Origin of the sequence: Pedobacter psychroterrae (assembly GCF_004331695.1) — a bacterium.
In the GTDB taxonomy this organism is placed as follows: Bacteria; Bacteroidota; Bacteroidia; order Sphingobacteriales; family Sphingobacteriaceae; genus Pedobacter; species Pedobacter psychroterrae.
This window is the reverse complement of sequence record NZ_SJSL01000002.1, coordinates 1,142,545-1,165,238: the sequence shown is the minus strand read 5'-3', so window position 1 is coordinate 1,165,238 and position 22,694 is coordinate 1,142,545. Positions and strand designations below refer to the sequence as shown.

Annotated in this window: 16 protein-coding genes; 6 read left to right on the top strand and 10 right to left on the bottom strand. The window is 37.3% G+C overall.

The genetic code is table 11. The features are described 5' to 3' along the window. Positions 1-2: 2 nt before the first annotated feature. The 6 genes from EZ437_RS13330 to EZ437_RS13305 all read right to left on the bottom strand — a co-directional run bounded on the left by EZ437_RS13330 (position 3) and on the right by EZ437_RS13305 (position 8,384). Entirely contained in the window at positions 3-1,523 is a 1,521-nt protein-coding gene (locus EZ437_RS13330; RefSeq protein ID WP_131596494.1) for a lipopolysaccharide biosynthesis protein, read from the bottom strand. A gap of 5 nt (positions 1,524-1,528) precedes the next feature. Further along, positions 1,529-2,737 (bottom strand): glycosyltransferase, encoded by a 1,209-nt coding sequence (locus tag EZ437_RS13325; protein WP_131596493.1) that lies wholly within the window; start codon positions 2,735-2,737, stop codon positions 1,529-1,531. Beyond that, positions 2,727-4,178, bottom strand: coding sequence for an O-antigen ligase family protein (locus EZ437_RS13320; protein ID WP_131596492.1), 1,452 nt, complete (start codon positions 4,176-4,178; stop codon positions 2,727-2,729). Before EZ437_RS13320 ends, EZ437_RS13325 begins: the two co-directional genes overlap by 11 nt. Positions 4,179-4,348: 170 nt before the next feature. Next, a complete protein-coding gene (locus tag EZ437_RS13315) occupies positions 4,349-5,491 on the bottom strand; it encodes a glycosyltransferase (RefSeq protein WP_225869580.1) in 1,143 nt (380 codons plus the stop codon). Between the two features lie 64 nt (positions 5,492-5,555). Further along, complete coding sequence (locus tag EZ437_RS13310; RefSeq protein ID WP_131596490.1) at positions 5,556-7,634, bottom strand: GumC domain-containing protein; 2,079 nt, start codon at positions 7,632-7,634, stop codon at positions 5,556-5,558. A 48-nt stretch (positions 7,635-7,682) separates the two neighbouring features. Further along, positions 7,683-8,384, bottom strand: a complete 702-nt coding sequence (locus EZ437_RS13305) for a TolC family protein (protein WP_131596489.1) — start codon at positions 8,382-8,384, stop codon at positions 7,683-7,685. 78 nt (positions 8,385-8,462) lie between these two features. Here EZ437_RS13305 and EZ437_RS13300 point away from each other — a divergent pair, with 78 nt between their 5' ends. The 4 genes from EZ437_RS13300 to EZ437_RS13285 all read left to right on the top strand — a co-directional run bounded on the left by EZ437_RS13300 (position 8,463) and on the right by EZ437_RS13285 (position 19,043). After that, on the top strand, positions 8,463-9,080 hold the full coding sequence (locus EZ437_RS13300; RefSeq protein WP_131596488.1) for an acyltransferase: 618 nt from the start codon (positions 8,463-8,465) through the stop codon (positions 9,078-9,080). 227 nt (positions 9,081-9,307) lie between these two features. Then, on the top strand, positions 9,308-15,976 hold the full coding sequence (locus EZ437_RS13295) for an Ig-like domain-containing protein (protein WP_131596487.1): 6,669 nt from the start codon (positions 9,308-9,310) through the stop codon (positions 15,974-15,976). 1 nt (position 15,977) lies between these two features. Beyond that, positions 15,978-16,910 carry a PorP/SprF family type IX secretion system membrane protein gene (locus EZ437_RS13290; protein ID WP_131596486.1) on the top strand — a complete coding sequence of 311 codons (933 nt, stop codon included), beginning with the start codon at positions 15,978-15,980 and terminating at the stop codon, positions 16,908-16,910. Between the two features lie 6 nt (positions 16,911-16,916). Further along, entirely contained in the window at positions 16,917-19,043 is a 2,127-nt protein-coding gene (locus EZ437_RS13285; RefSeq protein ID WP_131596485.1) for an OmpA family protein, read from the top strand. Positions 19,044-19,080: 37 nt separating this feature from the next. On the opposite strand, the gene EZ437_RS13280 is transcribed toward EZ437_RS13285, so the two are convergent. The 4 genes from EZ437_RS13280 to EZ437_RS13265 all read right to left on the bottom strand — a co-directional run bounded on the left by EZ437_RS13280 (position 19,081) and on the right by EZ437_RS13265 (position 21,414). Next, a complete protein-coding gene (locus EZ437_RS13280; protein ID WP_225869579.1) occupies positions 19,081-20,175 on the bottom strand; it encodes a sugar transferase in 1,095 nt (364 codons plus the stop codon). Further along, positions 20,141-20,530, bottom strand: coding sequence for a response regulator (locus tag EZ437_RS13275; RefSeq protein WP_131596484.1), 390 nt, complete (start codon positions 20,528-20,530; stop codon positions 20,141-20,143). The genes EZ437_RS13280 and EZ437_RS13275 overlap by 35 nt, the downstream gene beginning before the upstream one ends. 146 nt (positions 20,531-20,676) lie before the next feature. Continuing rightward, complete coding sequence (locus EZ437_RS13270; protein ID WP_131596483.1) at positions 20,677-21,144, bottom strand: YMGG-like glycine zipper-containing protein; 468 nt, start codon at positions 21,142-21,144, stop codon at positions 20,677-20,679. Between the two features lie 54 nt (positions 21,145-21,198). After that, a complete protein-coding gene (locus tag EZ437_RS13265; RefSeq protein ID WP_131596482.1) occupies positions 21,199-21,414 on the bottom strand; it encodes a hypothetical protein in 216 nt (71 codons plus the stop codon). Between the two features lie 150 nt (positions 21,415-21,564). Between EZ437_RS13265 and EZ437_RS13260 the strand changes: the two genes are divergently transcribed. Together EZ437_RS13260 and EZ437_RS13255 are read left to right on the top strand one after the other, a co-directional pair. Beyond that, complete coding sequence (locus EZ437_RS13260) at positions 21,565-21,771, top strand: cold-shock protein (RefSeq protein WP_131596481.1); 207 nt, start codon at positions 21,565-21,567, stop codon at positions 21,769-21,771. A gap of 72 nt (positions 21,772-21,843) precedes the next feature. After that, on the top strand, positions 21,844-22,686 hold the full coding sequence (locus EZ437_RS13255) for an NAD-dependent epimerase/dehydratase family protein (RefSeq protein ID WP_131596480.1): 843 nt from the start codon (positions 21,844-21,846) through the stop codon (positions 22,684-22,686). Positions 22,687-22,694 lie beyond the last annotated feature (8 nt).

Below are 22,694 nucleotides of genomic sequence, written 5' to 3'. Positions count from 1 at the left end.
AATTAAGCGGCAGATTTTCTAATGAGTTTTTGTCTTATGTCATTTAACATATCTTTATTGTACCAAACTAAAGGAATTAAAATTAACAAGGAAAAAATACCTGAATATAATACAAACTCTATCCAGTTATTAATTTTAGTAAAAAAACCTCTGAATAATACATAGACTACTCCGTCAAAAACAGAGCAGAATAAAATTGGTTTCAATAAGGAGAAAATATATGATTTTACTGAAATCTTCATAAACTTACTGGTTAGATAAGGAACATACCAGAACGAGGTTAATAATCCTGCAGATATAGTACCTATAAGAACCCCGATTAAACCCATGGTCTTCGCCAAATAAATAGATAGACCGAGATTAATAACAGCTTCGAGTATGGACATCAATGATAGCTGACGAGCGATTCCCGCGCCATTCAGGCACATTGAACTTACATGTATGAAGGTAAGTTGAATTAAATACAAATAAGATATCATGAAAATAAAATTCTGACCAGCAAAATAATCCTTCCCCACCCAAAGGGTTATAAAGGGTGCTGTTATGGCACATATTATCCAAAAAGCTGAGGTAGAAAGGGAAATTGTAAGCTTCATCAATTTATTGTGTACGATAAGAAACGGACTGGTTTCTGTCTGCTTTGACAATTCCACCATACCGGGAAAAGAATTGTCCGTTATCTTCCATATCAATTGTGAAGCCATTTCCGGTAGTTTTGATGTCAAAGCGTAAATGGATACCGCAGATAAAGAAACAATTGAACCAATAATCACTCTGTCTGTCTGAAATACAATCTGGACCGCAATCCCTATAATGAACAGATAGAACCCGTATGAGAACATATCTTTCAGAAGAGACATCTGGAAATCAGCTATTTTAAACTTGATATATCCATAATGTTTCCTAAAAAAGAACAATGTCAGCATCGTATTAAATAAGAAAACAAGTATTTGAGCATAAACAAAACTCCATAGCTCATAGCCCAGGTAAACAAAAAAAACAGTGAAAATGATATTACTTATATTGAGTATGAAAGAGAGTGTATTGGATAAAAACTGGCGCTGGTGCGCAAAGAAAATTCCAGAAACTGCCCGAAGTAAAAATTGAAGTCCGACCAGGATAGATAATACTACAACAATTGTTTGAACATCGTCGCTGAAATTAACAGGTACCTTAAAGAAATCGCCTACAAATGGTGCAAATATGCTTCCAACTACTACAACTAACAACCCCATGAGGGCATAAACTACAAATGATGTGGAAATAATCTGTTGAATTTTGCCTTTCTCCTCTTCACTATCACCTCGTGTACCCGCCAAAAATCGTTCTACTCCTGCGGTGAGTCCGAAGTCAAACATTCCAAGATAAGTAGTTATCTGAAAAATGATGATAGACAACCCGTAAATCGACGAGTTAAGATGGTGGAGTATAAATGGGGTTGTAACCAAATTTATTAAGATGGCAACTATGGTAAAAACTTGTGAGGATATAGCTCCTATAAAGGCTGATCTTGTTCTATTCATATTTATTAACTACAAGCAATACCCCATAATTTACTAACTGCATCATAGATTTTCTGAACACTTGCTTCCCAGGTGTGTCCGGAAGCAAATTCCCTCCTGGATCTGGTCAATTCAGAATTATCCTCATTTAACGCGAGGTCGATAAAATCAACATATTGTTCTTTTGTATCGGCAAGATAAACATATCCCGAGAAAAGATCCATACTTTCGGTTTTAGTTGCCACAACAGGCTTTCCTACCGCTAGATACTCATCAACTTTCCTTGGATAATTACCGATAGTCACTTCGTTTAAGAGCTGAGGATTTACGCATATTGTAAATGAATTGATAAATGAAGGTAACTCGCTCGGGTTTTTCGATCCTATAAAATGTACATTTTCAAGTCTATGTAAATCGCTATTTTTAAAATCCTCATCTTCAGGCCCTACCAGCACAATCTTCCACTCGGGTCTTTCAACTGCCAAATGCATTAGTATCTCTATGTCTAATCTGAGAGATTGAAGCGCGCCAACATACCCTATTATTGGCTGAGAAATACCTGTCATATCCGTAGGCATTGGCTGCTTGTCGGCATCCAGGAACATATCTACCTCACATCCCTGTCCAATATCATATGAATTGGTATTGTATTTTTTACAGATTGCAGCAAGATAGGCAGAATTAGCCACACAAATGTCGCTTTTTGACATCAAAACAGGCTCTAATCTGGAACCATGATACCTCCAGTATTCAACCGCCAGCAGGTAATCTCTGGAGTAATAGATGCTCAGTGAAGGCTTTAGATATTCTTTGAGATAAAAACTTCTAAAGATATCATTGTCATTGAATAAAATAAATTCTTCAAAACCCAGTTTTTCAACTGCACGTAAGATAGCACCAGCAAGCTTCTTGTTATTTAATTTGTTTAATATATCAAAGACAAAATTAATCTTGATCCAATTTATTGATTCAATAATCACATCAGGATAAAATATCCATAGATTGGGATGAACCAGTTCTATGTTTTTTGTCTTGGTCTTTAAAATATCCAGTCTTTTTTTAACGGCATGATCGTCTTTTCTAAGAAGACTGGTAATTCTATCCATTGGAGAATTAACATACAGTACCTTATTATGCTTAGAAAATTCCAAAGCAATGTTTTTACAATTACTGCCAATTTCTGTGTCCCATGGCTGCAGCCCAACAATAACGATATTCTTTCCTCTAATTATCATTGATCAATAATTTATCTGACTGAATCTTTCTATCCAATCTAAGTGTAATGTTTATCAGGGCGACAAATAAGTAAAAATACACATTTGTTGGAAGCTGAACTAATGCTTCCTGAGGATAATTACCAATGTGGAGTGCAAATACAATGAGCGTCATTGCTAAACAATAGTTTTTTAGTTCAGGATCTTTAATCAGATAGTAGTTGCTGATACCCGTAGCCAATATGATAAACATTAAGGTACAAAACAAAAATAATCCGACATAACCTAACTCCACTGCAACCCTTACATAGCCACTATCCGGCGGGAATTTAGCCAGATAAGAATTTGGGGAAAATCTTTCCCCCCATGTTCCTGTAGCACCAAGGCCTCCTCCAAAAGGGTGTGATTGTATATAGGGCTGGATTTTTTTCTGATTCACTTTCCGTACATTAAATGATGCGTCATCGGATGGTTTAAATGCCGTCTGAAACCTATATAAATTATAGTTTGAAGTTGGAATATTTATCAATATCAAAAAGAAAAACAAGCCGATAGCAGAAACAAATAAGAGTGTTTTATTTAACTTCAGCACTATAAAAAGCAGAAGTGCAGCAGGTATCAGCACATATGCTGCTCTGGTACCTGAATAAACCATAGTTAAGGCGAAAAACATGGCCAAGAATCCGTACAAAATCTTTTTTTGTACCGAAATATCTGAGGTAAGCATTACTATGGAAAAAACAGCACCGATAACCATATTAAAGGAAAATGCAACCGGATCTGAGAATATTGAAAATTTACGCCACTGTCCTCCTATAAACAAAAGGGACATAATCAAAGGGTCGGAGGCCAGATAATCTTCCTCAAATTTAAAAAACCCGAAATACTCTTGCTTAAATGCATAAGCAGCGGCAAAAAAAGCCAGCCCTATCCATACATTTAAAATTAATCTTATAAATTTAATGGATTTAATATGGTACATAAAAACGAAGTACATCAACATGACTATCGCCGTAGATCTTATCGTATAAAGCCAGGCCAATGTAGATTCTGCAACAGGATTTAGGGCTTGCAGCAGATTGTAAACAACCCAAAGTATAATAATAAATGTGATCGGATTTTTATAAATGGCCCAGTCTGGATTTCTTTTTTGCGCAATAAAAAAACCCAGGATCAATAGAAATTGCAGGCCATCTATCAATGTTCCTAAAGGAAAATTAACCCCGATCCTGATAATCAGCATCAAAATATAAGAAACAATGAGGAGAGTCATAATCCCGACTTTAGGATAAACCACAACAAAATACATAATGGGAAAAGCCACAAGGAGAATGATCAATGCTACACTCATGACCAAGCCATAATTGACCAGAAGAAATGCATTTAAGAGAGAAAACAGGAGAAGTACGGCAAATACTGAGGACTGGGAAACATGATTAAACAAACTAAAATCCTTCCACATACAAATTAGATTAAACTATAGTTTGGTTAACGGCGCTCATTATAAAAACAATAACTTGATAAAAAAATAATAAACTGACACAAAAGCTAAAAGCAAGGCCAAATATTTAGTCAGGTCCTCAATCAATTCCTTCGTACTCTTATCTTTTCTTATTTTGGAAGGGTCTACTCTCATCTCTTTTCTTTCCCATTAGGTTTATCAATGATCTCGCTATGATAGTGTTTCGTGGCAACAGACCTCTGATTTGCATTTCTACTTTGAACTAATGACACTAGCTGAAGCACCATAAAGCGGGGAATATTCAACAATGAATGGTAAAAAATCTTGTCCGCCTTTGAATTATATAATGCAATTAGAAAGCTTAAAATAAATAAAGTAAAAGCAACAAAAAACATGAAAAAATAGGTGATGCTTACCCATATATTTATGATCATAAACAAGCCGGACAAAATAATAAAAATAAACAATGGGGGTCTTAATAAAGTTATTCCGAACAGTAATTGGTTAATACTGAAGTTTTTTATTCCCAAGCCAACCAAGGAAAATCCATACTTGAAATACTTAAACCAGGTATTGATCCATCTGGATCTTTGTTTAATTAATTGGTCAGCTTTTGAAGTTTTTTCATCATATACGATAGCATCTTCCGAAACAGCAATTCTCAAATCCTTTCTTAATAGGAAATATTGGAGTACCTTATCAAATCCGGCACCACTGACGTTGTATTCAGCTAAAAATTCTTTATATAGATCAGTCCGGAAAGCCATACCAGATCCGGAAAGGGTAGCTGAAGATCCAAGATCAAACAAGATTCTTCCGTCATAAAAATGATAGTAAATATCTCTTATCGCATCTAATCTGGATAATACTGTATCCAGGTTTTTAGCTTTTCGCTGTCCTTGAACCGCAATAAATCCATTATTGATAACTTTATTCAATTGGTTTATATATTCCGGATGAAGCAAATTATCACTATCAATAATAGTGATATATTCATGCTCACGTCTAAAGTTATTGATTGCGTACTGATGAGATCGGGTATTACTGGCCAGGGTAGATGGAGGCTTCAATACAAATACCCTAGGATCATTAAATTTCAATTCTGAAATATCACAGTTATCGGCGACGATGTAAACTAAATATTTTGAATAATTACTATTTAATATTGAATCCACCACAGCTGCCAAGGTGTGTGTTTCTTGATATGCTGTAACGACAATAGCGTAGTCAATTTCATGTATATCATACTGATTAGCAACGCCTTTGTCAGTCTTACTGAATATTTTCCATAGAAGAAATAGCAAAAGTGGCAATATCAGGTTATAACCTGCAGTAATTTGCAATAGCAACCAAAAGATATCAACCATGTTTGACATATTAGTATTTGTTCATTACCCAACCTTTAAATAAGCCAGTACTTCTAAAGTACTTAATATAAGCTGAATTCTCTCTATTGTATGCTCTTCCGCATTTAAACACACCTAATATACCATCGGAATGTGACACCCATTCTTTAAATTGATTGCTTGCTTCAGTCGCCGCGGTGTCAATAAGAATAATATCAAAAACATTTTTTAACAAATCAAATCGCTCTTTGATCTGTTGTTCAGTCGCTATTTCCAATAAAGAATTGTCTCCACCGCGGTTCTTCAATATCGAAATGACTGCGCTGTCTTCAACATTCGGCAATTTAACCTGATTTGTAAAAAAATCTTCCAGAAAAATTTCTGAAGTATATTCTTTACTCAGGTTCGAGTTGATAAAGTTTCCATCAATAATTAATACTCTTTTTGATGTAATAACCAAAGATGCAGCTAGATTCATGATAATGAAACTTTTACCCTCATGGCCCTTAAGGCTGCTAACTGTAAGCACACGCCCTGAAAGATCATTCTCAATTTCATTTCGCAAAGAGCGGAGTTGATTTTTAAACATCATCAATTCCGGAGAAATTGATTTGGAGTCCCAAATCTCCCTCAAGCTAAGTGATGATAGCTGCACATCATTTAATACACCTAAAACAGGAAGTCCTGTTCTATTTGCCAATTCAATTGGAGCTTTTATGGAATTGTCCAGGAAGTATAAGGCGAATAACAGTAACAGACAAAAAAATACACTGAAGAGTCCGCTTAAGATGACCAGCAGCATCTTTTTGGAAGGCTTTGTCTGCCCGGGAACAGCTGGTTGAATTAAATTTAGTTTGTTTGAAAACGCTGACTCCAAACTACTTTCGTTATACTTACTTAAGATTTCTGTATATTCCTTGGTAGCTATATCTATATTCATTTCCAATGCCTGCACTTCAGCCTCTTTTGGAACTAGCATATCAAATTGCGCATTTAACTTATCTAATTCACGTTCAAGGGCATTGATAGAATATCTGGAAAGGTCTAGTTCTATTTCCAGTCTTATTTTTTCTGAAACCAACTGTTGCTTTGTGGTTAACGGATTTAAAAGGTATTGATCTGATGACTTATGAATTTCCTGATTCAGGATTCTCTGAAGAGAGTCAAGCGATGATTTATATCTTGGTTCAAAATCTGATTGAAGATAGGCCTCATAAACTCCACTAATTTCATTCTTGGTGGCAACTATATCCTGATTGATTTTTGAAATCGCTGCCTCAATATATTTACGTTCTTCAGGATTGAATTTTCTATCAATTTCATTCAATGCGCCCGCATAAGAGGAAGTGTTTTGTATGGCCGCCTGCTTCTTATTATCAAAATCCAGAATATTTGTGTAAAGTTGTTTGGATTGTTCATCAAGATTTAATACCCTATTCTTAATCTTATAGCTTCTTAAATCCGTCATTCTTTTTGAAAGTGTATCTGTTTTCTTAACCAGAAGTTGGCTTAAAAAGGTGTTGGCTTTTAATTGATTTTGACTCACTACCAGAGAATAGTATTTAATGAATTCCTGAGAGAGCGTATTGGCTATAAATTCGGATAGCTTTGGATTTTCAGTTTCGCACTGCACAATCAAAAAATCACTGTTTCCTGAACGAAAAACCTGGACTTTACCCGATATGCCCTGGCTATGGTAGTCCATAGATTCAAGGACTCTGTTAAGTCCATTCTGATCCTCATCATTTAAGTTAAGGCTTTCACTATTGTTGTATTTTGAAGTATACACCTCGATGGCATGTTTTCTGGCATCCGCATTTAATGTATTAAGTAAAGGGCTTGGTGTCTTAAAAGGTTCTTTAGAAGTAAGGTCATGGATTATTAGCAGATAGGATATCTGATCTAACACCTTTTTCATTTTAAACATTTCGATCAAATTACTAAAGCCCTGATTAACCTGATCATTAGGAAGTATTTGATTTATGATATTATTTTGCTTTTCGTCTGCGATGCCGGTCGATAGCTGAGCCTGAGAAACGTATGTACTTGGGAGATTCCTAACGAGGAAGAAAGTAATGATTACGGTAATTAACGGAACTATTACCAACAAAAGTTTATACTTGTTAATAAGCGTTAAAAATTTTTTAAATTCCTCCATCTACTTGATTTCTTCTAATTTCTTGACAGTAAGTTCTTCCAATGAAGCTTTTGCTGATACATAATTGGCTTCTCCCTGTAGTTTAGTTTGATATGCCTGACTAAAGGTAGTAGATGCTGCGTTGTACTGTTCGAGAGTTGTCTCAGCCTTCTGATATGCAAGTTTAACAACATTAAAGTTATTTTGAGCATCCAGATATATATTATTTAATGAAGTCAGGGAATTCTTATATTGAAGATAAACAAAATATCTCTTCTTAACCTCAGCTTCAAGGGTAAGGTTATACTCTTCTTTATTATAACGAGCTATATTAATTTGTTCTTTTGCTTTTTTTACATTTCCTGGCTTTGATAACAAAGAACCCGGATTTACACTTATCCCAAATTGGTATCCTGTTAAAATATCAGCTGTTGTTAAATTCACTGCATTTGCATTCGCATCGTTTGAACGACTAACATACTGAAATGAAAAGGGATCAAGCCAGGATGTTTTAGCTATATTTAAATCTTTTTTTGCTATTTCAATCTCGCTGTCTAATGATTTCAATCTGGGATAATTTTCTTTAGCCGTTGCAATTAGTTTCTCTACATATAAATAAGATATATCTTGCAATATACTTTCTTGAGCCTTAAGATTATATGAATAAAGACTAACTGATATTATCAGAAAAAACGACAACAAGCAACATTTATGACATTTCATACATAGAGGTGGTAAAATTCAAATATAGATTTCTTCTTGAAAATAAACTAATATTGTACCATATAATAGATTCAAACAATGAAGTCATTTCTACAAAGAATAAAAGACAATCCGAAATTGAAAAACATAGTGCACTGGATGATTATTCCAACGAATGAAGCCAGACCAAGACTTTGGATCAAATGGTTTGTTAACCCCTTTTTTCACAAAAGAAATAAAGGAAGCAAGGTCAGACGCAGGACGCGTATGGATGTGATGCCTTTCAATAAATTCGAATTAGGTGAATACTCTATTATTGAGGATTTTAGCACAATAAATAATGGAGTGGGAGATGTAATTATCGGAAATCGAACTTTGATTGGAATGAGCAACGTCATTATAGGCCCCGTTAAACTAGGAAACAATATTATAATCGCTCAAAACGTAGTTATAAGCGGGCTTAATCATGGTTATCAAGATATTAATTCTCCAATTGCCAATCAAAAAATCAGTACATCAGTAATAACTATCGAAGATGATTGCTGGATCGCTGCAAATGCCGTCATTACAGCAGGAGTAAACATTGGCAGGCACTCAGTTATCGCTGCGGGGTGTATAGTTACAAAATCTGTTCCTGCATTTTGTGTTATGGCAGGAAATCCTGGAAAAATTATTAAGAAGTATGATGCGCAAAGAGGGGTCTGGGTAAAAGTCTGAGCTAACCGTAGAATAGCTTTCGGCTATTGGGACTATTTTCCACAGTGTGCAAGATAATCACTATCTTTAAACCATCAGCTTACAATTGCTTTATCGAAAAATGGCATTTTAATCGACTTCAATCGCATCTTATTTAATTTTAATATGCTTCTAGGTGGTGTGTTACTTATAATGGTCTTATTTTTGGATATTCAGAGGGTGGTTGCAATTCAATATAGCCAAAAACTATGATTAAAATTTTACGATTCTCTATATTTATTGTTCTTTACTTTGGTATTACTTCGTCATCTTATGCTCAGTTTCCTTATACGGAAAGTTTCAGGAGCTCAACTGCTAGCGGAATCCTTTTTGGAGGGGCACCTTCTGCATTTTTAACTGCTTCCGGGAGTTCAGCAAATGGAGGTACTCCGATTGACGCTAGTGGTTCTGGATATTTACGATTAACAAACGCAGCATTAAATCAAAAGGGTTATGCTTACAGCACATCAGATTTTCCATCTAGCAATGGTCTGAAAGTAGAATTTGAATATTGTATTTACGGAGGAACGGGAGCAGATGGGATAAGTTTTTTCCTTTTTGATGCAACGGCAAGCCCTTTCACCATTGGAGGATTTGGCGGGTCATTAGGCTATGCACAGATCACTACAACTCAACCCACATCCCCTGGCGTTAGCAAAGGATACTTAGCAATTGGGCTGGATGAATTTGGAAATTTTTCGAATCCAAATGAAGGAAGGCAAGGTGGGACTGCTCAGGTCCCTGGCTCTATAACGCTAAGAGGTAAGGGTAATGGAACGGATCTGACTCCTAATAATTATAGGTTTCTAGTATCTCAGCAAACAGATATCAAAGGAGTTTCTCTGGTTGGCGATGGAACAACCAGGGTTATTGACCCTACTTCCCCTTCTTACAGAAGGGTTTACATAGAGTTGATACCAAATCCGTCTGGGGGATACAACATTAATGTTAAAATCGCTAAAGGTGGCCCATCTATAGTTTACACAACGATCATTGACAACTATTATTATCCTGATATTGCACCTGAAAACCTGCGTTACGGCTTTGCATCATCTACAGGGGCTAATACAAACTTTCATGAAATCAGAAATGTGGCAATCGATCTTTACAGTTCGGACCCTGTAGCAATAAATGATATCGCTAATCTTTGTTCAGGCACAACTGCGCTGATTGATGTGACGGCTAATGACAGAACGATAATTAACCGAACTATTGACAAAACTACGGTTGACTTAAATCCTTCCTTAACTGGCATTCAAAATACACTGGCTCTGAACGGGAAAGGTACTTTCACTGTTGGTTCTTCAGGTATTTTACAATTCGTCCCGGTTTCGGGATTCACTGGTACGGCATCCATTTCCTATACGGTAAAGGACTCTGGAGGTGCAACATCTACTGCTGCTGCAATTACATTAAATTATTCTGCCCCTCCAGTAGCGACAAACGCGGGGACTAATCAGTTACTTAACATAACCACCTCAACTGGAAGCTATGTATTACAGGGAAACAATCCAAATCCGAATACAGGGGTTTGGACTCAAATCTCTGGCCCTAACAATGCTATTTTTACATCTTCTACGGTATATAATACCACCGCCAACAACTTGACTGGAGGAGCCTACGTATTTAGATGGACGGTTACTTCACCTGCTGGTTGTGTGGAGTCTGATGATGTTCAGATTACCGTTAACCGCAATCCAATCGCTTATAATGATGCGGCAAATACATCACTAAACACCTCAGTTCCGATTGGTGTGCTTAATAATGATATTGATGAAGATGGTAATCCCACGATTAATAAAGCCAGTATTATTATACAAACCCAACCACCAAATGGAACATTGTCGATAAACTATACTACCGGGATAGTAACCTATTTCCCTAACACTGGTTACTCCGGGACTGATGTATTTAAATATACTGTCAAAGATACAAATGGTGCAGAATCTAATGCAGCTACCGTAACCGTATCTGTCAATAAAGCCTTGGTGGGAGTCGACGACATTGCGACAACGCTTGTGAATACGCCTGTTGTAGTTCGTGTTCTGGATAACGACCCCAAAAAAAATGGAGCTGATATCCTTAAAATTTCTGATCCTGCCAATGGCAGTATAGTAATTAATTCTGATGGGACAATAACCTACACACCTGTTACAGGATTTAGCGGGAAGAATTCTTTTTCTTATAAATTAACTAATTCAGTTGGTGATGAATCTGATCCGGTTACCGTAAGTGTCATTGTTAAACCCACAGGACAGGTAGATGCAGGAAATACAATTACAAATACATCGATAATAATTCCTGTTAAGGACAATGATTTAGGCAAAACGGGCACAACGGTCAACATAAATATTCCTCCGTCAAATGGCACTGCTTCCGTTAATGGGTCGGGGAATGTTGTATATATACCCGCCCCGGGATTTTCAGGAAAAGATACTTTTAATTATTTTCTTCAAACTCCGGATGGCGTGAATTCGGACCTAATAACCGTAAATATTACAGTAAAACCTATTGGAACTCCTGATGCCATTAATCTGCTGCCAAATACATCAGTCGTGATTCCGCTGAAAGATAACGACATAAGTAAAGCTGGAACTTCCGTGATCTTAATCACCAATCCAACAAACGGAACAGCTACTCCAAGTCCGGATGGAATGGTAGTATATCTGCCTAACAGCGGTTTTTCTGGAAGAGAAAATTTCACTTATCTCTTGCGCACAGCGGACGGCGTGGAATCTGACCCTATTAATGTTAATATAACTATTAAGCCAGTAGGTGCCATAGATTATGTAAATACTATTACAAATGCAGCGAAAGCATTTCAGGTAAAAGACAATGACTTAAGTAAAGCGGGAACTGTTGTTGATATATCCACTACTCCATCTAATGGTACGTTATCACTCAATAGTGCAGGAAATGCAATATATACTCCAGCGGTTGGTTTTTCTGGAAAGGATGTATTTACATATATCTTAAGTACCCTTGATGGTCTAAGTTCCGATGCAGTCACAGTTAATGTGTTGGTGAAACCTGTAGGAAGTCCGGATATGGAAGGTTACAACGTAAACACACCGGTAAATATCGCTGTTAAAGACAACGACCTGAGCAAAGGTTCTACAACTGTAGTCATTAATACCAACCCGGCCAATGGTTCGGTAAGTGTAAATCCATCCGGAGTGGTCACCTATACACCCACCACAGGCTTTAATGGAACCGATTCGTTTACCTATCTGTTAAGAACTACTGATGGATTAGATTCCGATCCTATAACTGTCTCACTTACTCCTATTTCTACCAAACCTACCGGAACTGTAGATCTGGCCAATACAACTACCAATACACCTGTCACTATCCCGGTAAAAGACAATGATGCAAGTCAAACCGGAACGACTGTCGTAATAGGTAGCAATCCTGCAAATGGTACTGTCACTTTAAATGGAAGTGGGGTTCCCGTATACACGCCTGCAGCTGGCTTCTCAGGAAAAGACACATTTACTTATAACTTACGAAATGGTGGAGGCCTAGAATCTGATCCCATCACTGTTACTGTAAATGTTAAGCCAACAGGAACGAATAATAACGCTACAACCCCGGCTGCTACGGCTATCAACATTGCAGTGAAAGACAATGACCTGAGTAAAACAGGAACTACCGTTATTATTACCAATTCACCCGCAAATGGTACAATCTCTGTAAATGCCGCTAACGAAGTATTATATACTCCTTCATCCACTTTTTCCGGAAAAGACAACTTAACTTATGTGTTAAGAACTGCAGACGGACTAGAATCCGACCCGATTAACGTGGTAATAAGTGTTAAACCTGTGGGAAGTCCAGACAATGAAGGCTATAACTTAAATACGCCTAAAGCAATTGCGGTAAAAGACAATGATCTTAGTAAAGCTAATACAACTGTGGTTATCAATAGCAATCCTGCTAACGGAAGTGTAGTTGTAAATGCTACAGGAGTCATTACATATACCCCAAATACCGGATTTAACGGCATAAATACATTTACATATATTTTAAGAACCACGGATGGCCTGGATTCAGATCCAATCACCATAACTGTAACGCCGGTCACTCCTCAGCCGACTGGTGCAGCTGATATAGCAAACACGACTACTAATACTCCAGTTACTATCCCTGTAAAGGACAATGATGTGAGTAAAATAGGTACTACTGTTGTAATCCAGGACAACCCAACGAATGGTACTGTAGTGGTAAATGGTAGTGGAGATCCTGTGTATACCCCAGCAAATGGATTTTCAGGAAAAGATACTTTTACTTATAAGCTACGAAATAATAGTGGAGGTCTGGAATCAGCCCCAATTACGGTTACCGTAAATGTAAGACCTTCAGGCAGCCCGGATAATGGTATATTCAGCGTAAATACTCCACTTACTATAGATGTAAAAAACAATGACCTGAGTAAAGTGAACACGACCGTTGTGATCAATTCTACCCCTGCTAATGGTACGGTATCTGTAAACGGTTCAAACATAGTCTATACTCCTAACTCCGGATACGTAGGCAACGATGTCTTTACGTATGTGCTTAGAACAGCAGATGGCCTAAATTCAGACCCTATAAATGTTACGGTAACTGCAGTGCCACTACCTGTGAGACCCTCAGGATCACCAGATATTGCCACTACACCTACTAATGTACCTGTTACTATGCCAATCAAAGACAATGACGCCAGTAAAACAGGTACTACTGCTGCAGTCCAGACAACGCCAGCACATGGAACTGTAACTATTAATCCTACTGGAGAGGCAATATATACACCAACTCCAGGATTTGCAGGCAAAGACACATTCACCTATGTACTAAGGGACAACAATGGTTTAGAGTCTGATCCAATATCTGTAACAGTAAATGTCAAACCGGTTGGAACTAACGATAATGCTTCAACTCCAATTAATAAACCTGTAACGATCAATATTAAAAACAATGATCTGAGTAAGGTTGGTACAACACCAACTATTAATACCAATGCTGAACATGGCACTTTCACGATCGACGCCGGAGGGAATGCAGTATACACACCTGCTACAGGCTATACAGGAACTGATTCATTTACTTACAGGTTAAAAACGGCAGACAATGTTGAATCTGATCCAATTATCGTAGTCGTAACGGTGACACCCGCTACACAGGTACCTGATATCACCGTTACAGTACCTACGGATAAGCCTATAGCTATTGATATCACAATTCCTCCTGGAGGAACTGTGATTATCACCACTCCACCAAAACATGGAACAATTACTATTGATCCTTTGACTGGCAAACCTATCTATACCCCTAATCCGGGTTATACGGGGCCTGATGATTTTACCTACATCATAAAAGATGGAGATGGAAATGAAACTAATCCCGGCAAAGTAACTTTAACAGTAGTGAAACCCGCAAAGATTGGATTGGCCAAAGCACTGGTATCAAGTATAAAAGGAGAAAATAACAGTTTTAGATTGACCTATATTTTCACTTTGAAAAATTATGGTGATGCTGCAATTAACCAACTTAGCTTGACCGATAACCTGTCGGCAGCTTTTCCTGCCAGAATCTTTACCATTACAAAACTTACTAGCACAGGTACTCTCAGGGTAAACCCCGGATTTAACGGAGCTACCTCTACCGAAATGTTGCTTTCATCCAGTATCCTGGGAGCCAATACAAGCGAGACAGTAGAACTGGAAGTAACCCTTACAGTTAATCAGCAAAGTGGAACCTTCTTAAATACTGCTACCGTAATTGGTAGATCTGTTGGTGACGGATCTACCACATCTGATGTTTCTACAGCGGGACTAGTGCCTGACCCGATTACAGCTGGTGACGTGAGCCCATCTACTCCTACTCAGGCGGTAATTCTTGTTGCGCCAAATATTACAGTTCCTGTAAATTCAGGTCAGCCTATTACTATTGCCATCACCGTGCCTCCCGGTGGATCGGTGATTATTGTTAAGCCGCCAACTAACGGCACCATAACATTTGACCCGATAACAGGACAACCTATCTACACCCCAAATCCTGGCTATAGCGGCCCTGATGATTTCACTTACATCATTAAAGATGCAAATGGAAATGAGTCGTCACCTGGTAGTGTCAACATTACTGTCACAACACCCGCCAAAATTGGACTTGCTAAGGCACTGCTTTCCAATGTTAAAAATATTGATGGTAGCTTCAACCTGACTTATCAATTCACATTGGTTAATTATGGAGATTATGCTATACAGAATTTAAGTCTGACAGACAATTTGACCTTGGCTTTTCCCGGTGCACGTTTCGAAATACTGAACATATCTACAACAGGAAATCTTAAAGTAAACACTCAGTATAATGGTGTTACTAATATGAATTTGCTGCTGCCTACCAGCACTTTAGAATCTAAGAGTAAAGAGTTTGTAGAAATGCAATTGAAGATAGTGCTTGATAAAGATAAAGCTACCTTTAATAACTTTGCCGTAGCTGAGGGGGCGTCTGCAAATAACGGCAGTATAACTACCGATCAGTCTACAAATGGCTTTAACCCTGATCCGGATGTACCTGGAAATGTAACCCCTTCAGTACTTACACCTGTTACCCTGACTAAGGAATTGCTAAAAATACCTGGCGGTTTCTCTCCAAACAACGACGGCATTAACGATTTCTTTGTAATTGAAAATTCACAGGGTAAAAAGATCAATCTGGAGATCTTCAACCGATGGGGAAATCGTGTCTTCCGTTCGAAAGACTACCAAAATACATGGAGCGGAAGAAGTAATGAGGGTATACGAATTGGGGAAGATCTGCCAGTGGGTACTTATTATTATATAATACAAATAGCCGGTGAAAATAAACGTGTGGGATATATTACAATCAACAGATAAAATGAAACGAACTATAAAAATTATAATCATCTCCTGTATAAGTTTCATAGGATATAATGCAACGGCTCAGCAAGATGCAATGTACACTCAATATATGTTTAATACATTGGCAATTAATCCGGCATATGCCGGCAGCAGAAATGTAGGGTCTGCTACTGCCCTGTTTAGAAACCAATGGACTGGTATTGAAGGTGCCCCCAAGACTGGTACAGTGACTTTTGATGCCCCAATTTTAAATAAAAGATTTGGTGTCGGAATTCAATTTTTAACAGACAAATTAGGGGTAACGCAAACAAACGGAGGCGTTTTAAGTGTAGCCTACAGGATTAGAATGGATGAAGGCACGCTTGCTTTTGGAATTCAGGGAAGCGTGAGTCAATACCGGGCCGATTATACAAGTGTCGATTTGAATTCTGGTAATAATTACGACCCCGCATTTGCAACCAACGTAAATAAAATTCTGTTTAATTTTGGAACGGGCGTATATTACAATTCTGACAAATTCTTTATCGGACTGTCGGTACAGAATCTAATGAAAAATAGATTAACCAACGCCGAATCAGCTAACGTTGATGTTAACAGCAGGCAAACTCCTCATTTTTTCTTTTCCTCAGGCTATGTATTTCCTTTGACTGATGAGTTTAAGCTTAAACCTTCTTTTCTTATTAAAGGTGTTAAAGGTGCCCCGATCGAAGGAGACATAAACGCTACGTTATGGATTAAGGATGTGATAGGAATAGGCGCACAATATCGTACAAGCGCAGATGTAGCGGCATTAATAGAGATACAAGCATCACCTCAATTCAGAATTGGGTACAGCTATGATTACAGCACCACCAGTTTAAGAACATTTAATTCCGGAAGTCATGAAATAATGCTGAGATATGAGTTTGGTTTTGGAAGCAGTAAAATTTTATCCCCAAGGTACTTTTAGAATATTATGAAATTAAGAATCTATAATGCGCTCCTTGCAGTTCCCTTTTTAATGATTGGAATAGCTCCATCTTTCTCCCAGTCTAATGATAAGATTGCATTGGAAAAGGCAACTACTGAATACAAATCATTACGCTATATTTCTGCTATCAAAGAACTGAGCCGTGTACTATCCAAAGATACAGGCAACGTTAATGCCCAGGAAATGATGGCCCAAAGCTATAAGATGGTCAAAAATTACCAGGAATCACTTTACTGGTACGAAAAGCTGATGAGACAGACTCCATTAAAATCAGAATGGATTCTTAACTATGCCGAGGTGCTGGCAAATAATCAACAATACGAACGTTCTGAAGGTTGGTACAGAAAATATTTAAGTCTTATCCCTACCGATAAACGCGCTGAAGCTTTTTCTAAAAACGACGCTACGCAGTTAAATAAAAATCTGGGCAATTGGATAATTTCTTTTACAAACTTGAATTCGCAAGGTTCTGATTATGCACCCACATATTATAAAGACGGGCTCATATTTTCAAGCAACAGACAAACCCAAAAGATTTCAAAGAGGATCTTTCAATGGGACAATACTCCCTTTTCAAATTTGTATGTATTACCTGCACTTAAAAGTGTAAAAGCGGTTGACCCTGATAGTTTAATGACCGTTGCCCAAAATGAGAACAATAAATTATACAGATTTAATGACGACGACACCGCTCCTACTAGTAATGACACAAAAACAATAGGCCAATTTAATACTTCTTTAGAAAGGGATACACTTGGCGTCTTACTTGAAAATGGGCTCAACTTAAATCTTCTAAAAGGAACGCTAAATTCAAAATATCATGATGGACCGGCGGCAGTATTCCCAGACGGTTCAATTATCTTCACAAGAAATAACTATTATAAAGGAAAAACGCAGAAAAGTAAAGACGGAATCATTAAATTGAAAATGTACATAGTATCAGGAAATACCTTGGGACGTATCACTGAATTTCCTTTTAACAGCAATGACTATTCAACAGGACATCCTACATTAAACAAAGAAGGAAATATTCTAGTATTCGCTTCAGATATGCCTGGGGGATATGGTGGGTCTGATCTGTATTACTGCGTTCGCTCAGGTATGGGGCCATGGACAAGACCCGTAAATATGGGCAAGAAAATAAATACTGAGGGCAACGAACTATTCCCATATATCTATAAAGATATTTTATACTTTGCGTCAACTGGTCACCCAGGCCTGGGTGGACTTGATGTCTTTGAAATGGCATTGAAGGAAATGAAGCCTCAGGGAAGCCCGGTTAATCTGGGTAGTCCGATAAATTCCAGTAAAGACGACTTTTCTTTTATCATTAGTGAAGATGGAAAAAATGGTTTCTTCAGTTCCAACAGAAGGGTCAATGATGACATTTACGCCTATAAAAAGGCAAGCCATACAATTATTTTGCAGGGAACTATCAGAGATGCCAGAACCAACTTACCTTTAGCCGGAAGCCGCCTGCTTATGCGCCATCTGGATGGAGCAGATACTATCCGCACCAATGCTAAGGGAGAATACAGAAGGGAACTCCCAAGAGAAGTGGATTACGAACTAACTGCACAAAAACTAGGGTATGTAAATGAAATTGGTTTTGTAAGTTCTATAGGCATTGCACGTGACACTCTAATTAATCTGGATCTTTTATTAAGCAAAACTGAGAATGCACAACAGTATGTGCTTAACAATTGTGATTCATTAAAAAAGGTATTTGCAGTACAAAATATCTATTATGACCTTGACAGATCGGAAATCAGAAATGACGCGCGTCCCGCTCTGGAAGAGTTAGCTGCTTTAATGGAGAAACACACGCAAATTTCTATTATCACATCCAGTCATTGTGATAGCAGAGCTTCGGAAGCATATAACAGAAATCTCTCCATTAGAAGAGGCGAGGCGGCAAAAGCATATCTTACAGCAAAAGGAATAGCTTCTTCCAGAATAAAAATAGAATATTATGGAAAAACGCGATTGGTAAACCGTTGCTATGATGGCACTCCATGTTCAGAGGCCAATCAACAACTTAATAGAAGGACGGAATTTGATGTTATGCTAAATGGAGTGAATATAACCAGGCAGAATTGCAACGACCAATAGCTGATCCCCTTTTTTATGATCAGTTTGCAAATAAGTATTAAACTTTTTCTTTCTGAACCGCGGCAGGAAGCGTCTTTAACAAGATTTTAATATCTAACCAAAATGAATGATTCTGGGCATAAAAGTTATCTAACTTCTTTCTTTCCCTTTCAGACATTTCAGCCTTACCCCGTCTTGTAACCTGCCATAGACCAGTTAAACCTGCAGGGCCTAAAAACCTCATAGACCATTCATTAGATGTCAGCATTTCTGCTTCATATAATGGAAGAGGCCTGTTACCAACTAAAGACATATCACCTATGAGCACATTAAAAAGCTGAGGTAATTCATCTATACTATAGTTTCTGATAAAATGACCAAATTTTGTAATTCTAGGATCGTTTTTAAGCTTAACAAATGTGGTAGATCCTGTCTCAGATTTATCATATTGATTTAACTCAGATAAATTTGCAAGCTCCTCACTTGCTCCGGTTCGCATCGAACGAAATTTATAGAAATCAAACACACGATAGCCAGTACCAACCCGCTTACTTTTAAATATAACAGGCCCTTTAGATTCAAAAGCAATTATAATAGCTACAATAAGAAAAAATGGGGATAAAAACAACAAGGCCAGCCCAGATGCTATGATATCAAAAAGACGTTTGGTAAAAGGTATCTTATAAGTAAAGTCAACATTTGATAAGTCAGAGAGCTGAGGCTTAAAAAGCTTAAACTTCACAAGGAAAAAAATCCTTTCACAAAGATCATCCAATGGAATCGGTGAAATATAAAGATCATTAACCTTATATCTCATGGCAGTCTCACGAACTTTGGCGTCCTTCTTTTTGGCAAGCAAAATGATCACCAGCCCTTTAAGAAGAACATTTTGCTTCAATTTATCAATGTATTCGAAACAATGGCCATGCTCATCAACTTCTAAAATGATCACATCAGGAAGTGTATAAATAGATTGATCTTTAAGATAATCATCCAGTCCTTCAATATCAGGTTCAGCATGAACAGAAAAATGGGCAATTATTTTAGGAAGCAATTCAGCTTCAAAGGAAGGAGCCGAGCACAGTAAAGAAATAGATTTGTGCTGACTAATCCGCGAGTTAGCTTCCAATGGAGTCATATTTTCTGAAAACATTTAAAATAGCTTCTTTTAACTTTGCAGGATTGAATGGTTTTTCAACAAAGTCATCTAATTCAAATGGCATTTGCGACACTCGTTCTGATAAATTACTGGCTCCAGATAATATAATCACTGGTGTATCTCTATAAAAGCCACTTATTTTCAAATTGTAAATAAATGAACTTCCATCAAAATAAGGCATTTCTAAATCAGATAAAATGAGTGAAGGTGAATGACCTTCTTCCAGCCAACTTAACGCCTCAACCCCACTCGTTTTTATAACCAGATCATACTCAACAGATAAAACAAAATTCAACAGTTTAAGAATACTTACCTCATCATCTACTACGAGTATTTGCCTTTTAACCATTACTGTCTTTTAACCTAGTTTTTTATTACCTAACGAACATACGAAATATTTACAAAAAGAAACCTAAGTATGCAATAATATATTATAAAATAATGTGTTCTGATTAAACAAAAACAGCCATTGCAAATACAATGGCTGTTTATCATTTAATTTTTAGGCTGAACCCTCCCTGATTTTCGGTCTTTGTCACGCCCAATAAGATAACCAGTGCCCGCACCTACTACTCCACCTATTATGGCACCTCTACCATCTTTTTTATCGATCAGGACACCTCCTAAAGCTCCTGCACCTGCACCGATAACAGCACCTTTTGCTGCAGCACTCCATCCTTTCTTTTTGGCAGGAACGGCCTGCTCACTATATTCTCTCGGAGCAGGAGCGCTTGCAGCTTCATTTCGTTCGGATAAAAGAAGCATTCGTTTTTCTTCATTTACTCTCGCAGCAACTTTCTGATCCTCTTGCTTCTTAACTTCTGCCCTCTTAAAGCTATCAAGTTTCAAACTATCTTTAACTGCAACTATAGCTTGTTGTTTTATAGCGGCATCTTCCTTTGCGTTGTTAGTACATGCAGACAACAAGACCGCAGATACAAATATTAACAATGTGTGTTTCATAACTATATATTTTAGTTTAACATAGTTACTTAAGAAAAAATGATGCCAGAAAAATTATTTCTGGTCTAATGGGCTACAAATAGCGTGATTATCTTCATCTTTAATATCGTTTTCACCACCAGGATTTCCTGTAATTCTATTATTATCATCATTTAATCTACTATTTAAAGTATCTCCCTCAGATGAGTGATCAGCATCCAACCCCAGGTTTTCAGATGATTCCTCAGCTTCATTTTTTATCACCTGATTACGTTTATTTATTCTTTTCATCCCCATTCTTTATTAACTAAACAAAATCAACAACATTAAGTTTCAAGCATAACTCCATGGCTAAGTACTTAGATTACATTAGTGTAGCCCCTTACATTTTGTTTTTAACATACTAATCGCTACTTTCACATCGAAATATATAATATTACTATGCGTACAACAGGAAAAGTAAAATGGTTTAATTCTGCAAAAGGATTTGGATTTATAACTCCAGAAGATGGAGGAAAAGATATTTTCGTGCATTTTTCTGCGATTGCAGGAGATTCATTCAGAGAGCTAAGTGAAGGAGATAATGTAGAATTTGAATTGAATGAAGGCAAAAAAGGCCCGGAGGCTTCGAATGTAAAAGTTCTTTAGTCCATTCTCATTAAATCAAAAGAGGGGTGAACCAAAAGTATCACCCCTCTTTTGATATACCAGTTTTTTCCAATGGATAAAAATAATAGTAAGCATAATACCATAAGTATATTAGGTTGCGGGTGGTATGGATTTGAATTAGCCAAACACTTACAATCCAAAAACTATCAAGTAAAAGGTTCCACTACCAGTCCGGAAAGACTACACCTTCTTGAACAAGCGGGTATAGAGCCTTACCTGGTAAATTTCCAGGAAGATCAAATTAGCTATCACCCTGATTTTTTTACCAGCTCCACGCTCATAATCGCTATCCCACCCAAAAGAAGCACGGCCGAGCAAGCCACTTTCCTAAAAAAAATAACTGCCATTGCAAATGCTGCTAACAACCAGATAATTGAAAACATCATATTTATTAGTTCAACCGCCGTATATGCAAATGAGAATGAAACTGTAACTGAATCCACCTCACCCAATCCTGAAACTGAATCAGGTAAGGCCATATTGGAATCTGAAAAATTACTTCAGTCCCGTCAGGAGTTCACAACTACCATTCTCCGTTTTGCTGGCTTGATAGGTCCAGGCAGAGATCCTGGACGATTTTTCGGCGGAAAGAAAGACATTCCAAATGGAAAGTCCCCAATAAATTTAATTCACTTAAAAGATTGTGTAGGAATAACTATGCAGATCATAACACACAATGCTTTTGGTCATATTTTCAATGCCTGTGCTCCCCACCATCCTTTAAAACAGGACTTTTATAGCCAGGCATCTCTTAAATCCGGTTTAGCGGGTCCCATTTTTATAAATGAACTCAAAACGTGGAAAATCATATCGTCTGAACAGACACCCTCCCTGCTGAAATATAAATATCTTATAGACAACTGGACAGATTGGCTAACAGAAGATAAATTATAGCCTTATAA

What these genes read in the sequence shown, in the direction of transcription:
- EZ437_RS13330 (WP_131596494.1), bottom strand. Translation starts at nt 1,523, where the DNA reads ATGAATAGAACAAGATCAGCCTTTATAGGAGCTATATCCTCACAAGTT.
- EZ437_RS13325 (WP_131596493.1), bottom strand. Translation starts at nt 2,737, where the DNA reads ATGATAATTAGAGGAAAGAATATCGTTATTGTTGGGCTGCAGCCATGG.
- EZ437_RS13320 (WP_131596492.1), bottom strand. Translation starts at nt 4,178, where the DNA reads ATGTGGAAGGATTTTAGTTTGTTTAATCATGTTTCCCAGTCCTCAGTA.
- EZ437_RS13305 (WP_131596489.1), bottom strand. Translation starts at nt 8,384, where the DNA reads ATGAAATGTCATAAATGTTGCTTGTTGTCGTTTTTTCTGATAATATCA.
- EZ437_RS13300 (WP_131596488.1), top strand. Translation starts at nt 8,463, where the DNA reads ATGAAGTCATTTCTACAAAGAATAAAAGACAATCCGAAATTGAAAAAC.
- EZ437_RS13295 (WP_131596487.1), top strand. Translation starts at nt 9,308, where the DNA reads ATGATTAAAATTTTACGATTCTCTATATTTATTGTTCTTTACTTTGGT.
- EZ437_RS13290 (WP_131596486.1), top strand. Translation starts at nt 15,978, where the DNA reads ATGAAACGAACTATAAAAATTATAATCATCTCCTGTATAAGTTTCATA.
- EZ437_RS13285 (WP_131596485.1), top strand. Translation starts at nt 16,917, where the DNA reads ATGAAATTAAGAATCTATAATGCGCTCCTTGCAGTTCCCTTTTTAATG.
- EZ437_RS13280 (WP_225869579.1), bottom strand. Translation starts at nt 20,175, where the DNA reads ATGTTTTCAGAAAATATGACTCCATTGGAAGCTAACTCGCGGATTAGT.
- EZ437_RS13275 (WP_131596484.1), bottom strand. Translation starts at nt 20,530, where the DNA reads ATGGTTAAAAGGCAAATACTCGTAGTAGATGATGAGGTAAGTATTCTT.
- EZ437_RS13270 (WP_131596483.1), bottom strand. Translation starts at nt 21,144, where the DNA reads ATGAAACACACATTGTTAATATTTGTATCTGCGGTCTTGTTGTCTGCA.
- EZ437_RS13265 (WP_131596482.1), bottom strand. Translation starts at nt 21,414, where the DNA reads ATGAAAAGAATAAATAAACGTAATCAGGTGATAAAAAATGAAGCTGAG.
- EZ437_RS13260 (WP_131596481.1), top strand. Translation starts at nt 21,565, where the DNA reads ATGCGTACAACAGGAAAAGTAAAATGGTTTAATTCTGCAAAAGGATTT.
- EZ437_RS13255 (WP_131596480.1), top strand. Translation starts at nt 21,844, where the DNA reads ATGGATAAAAATAATAGTAAGCATAATACCATAAGTATATTAGGTTGC.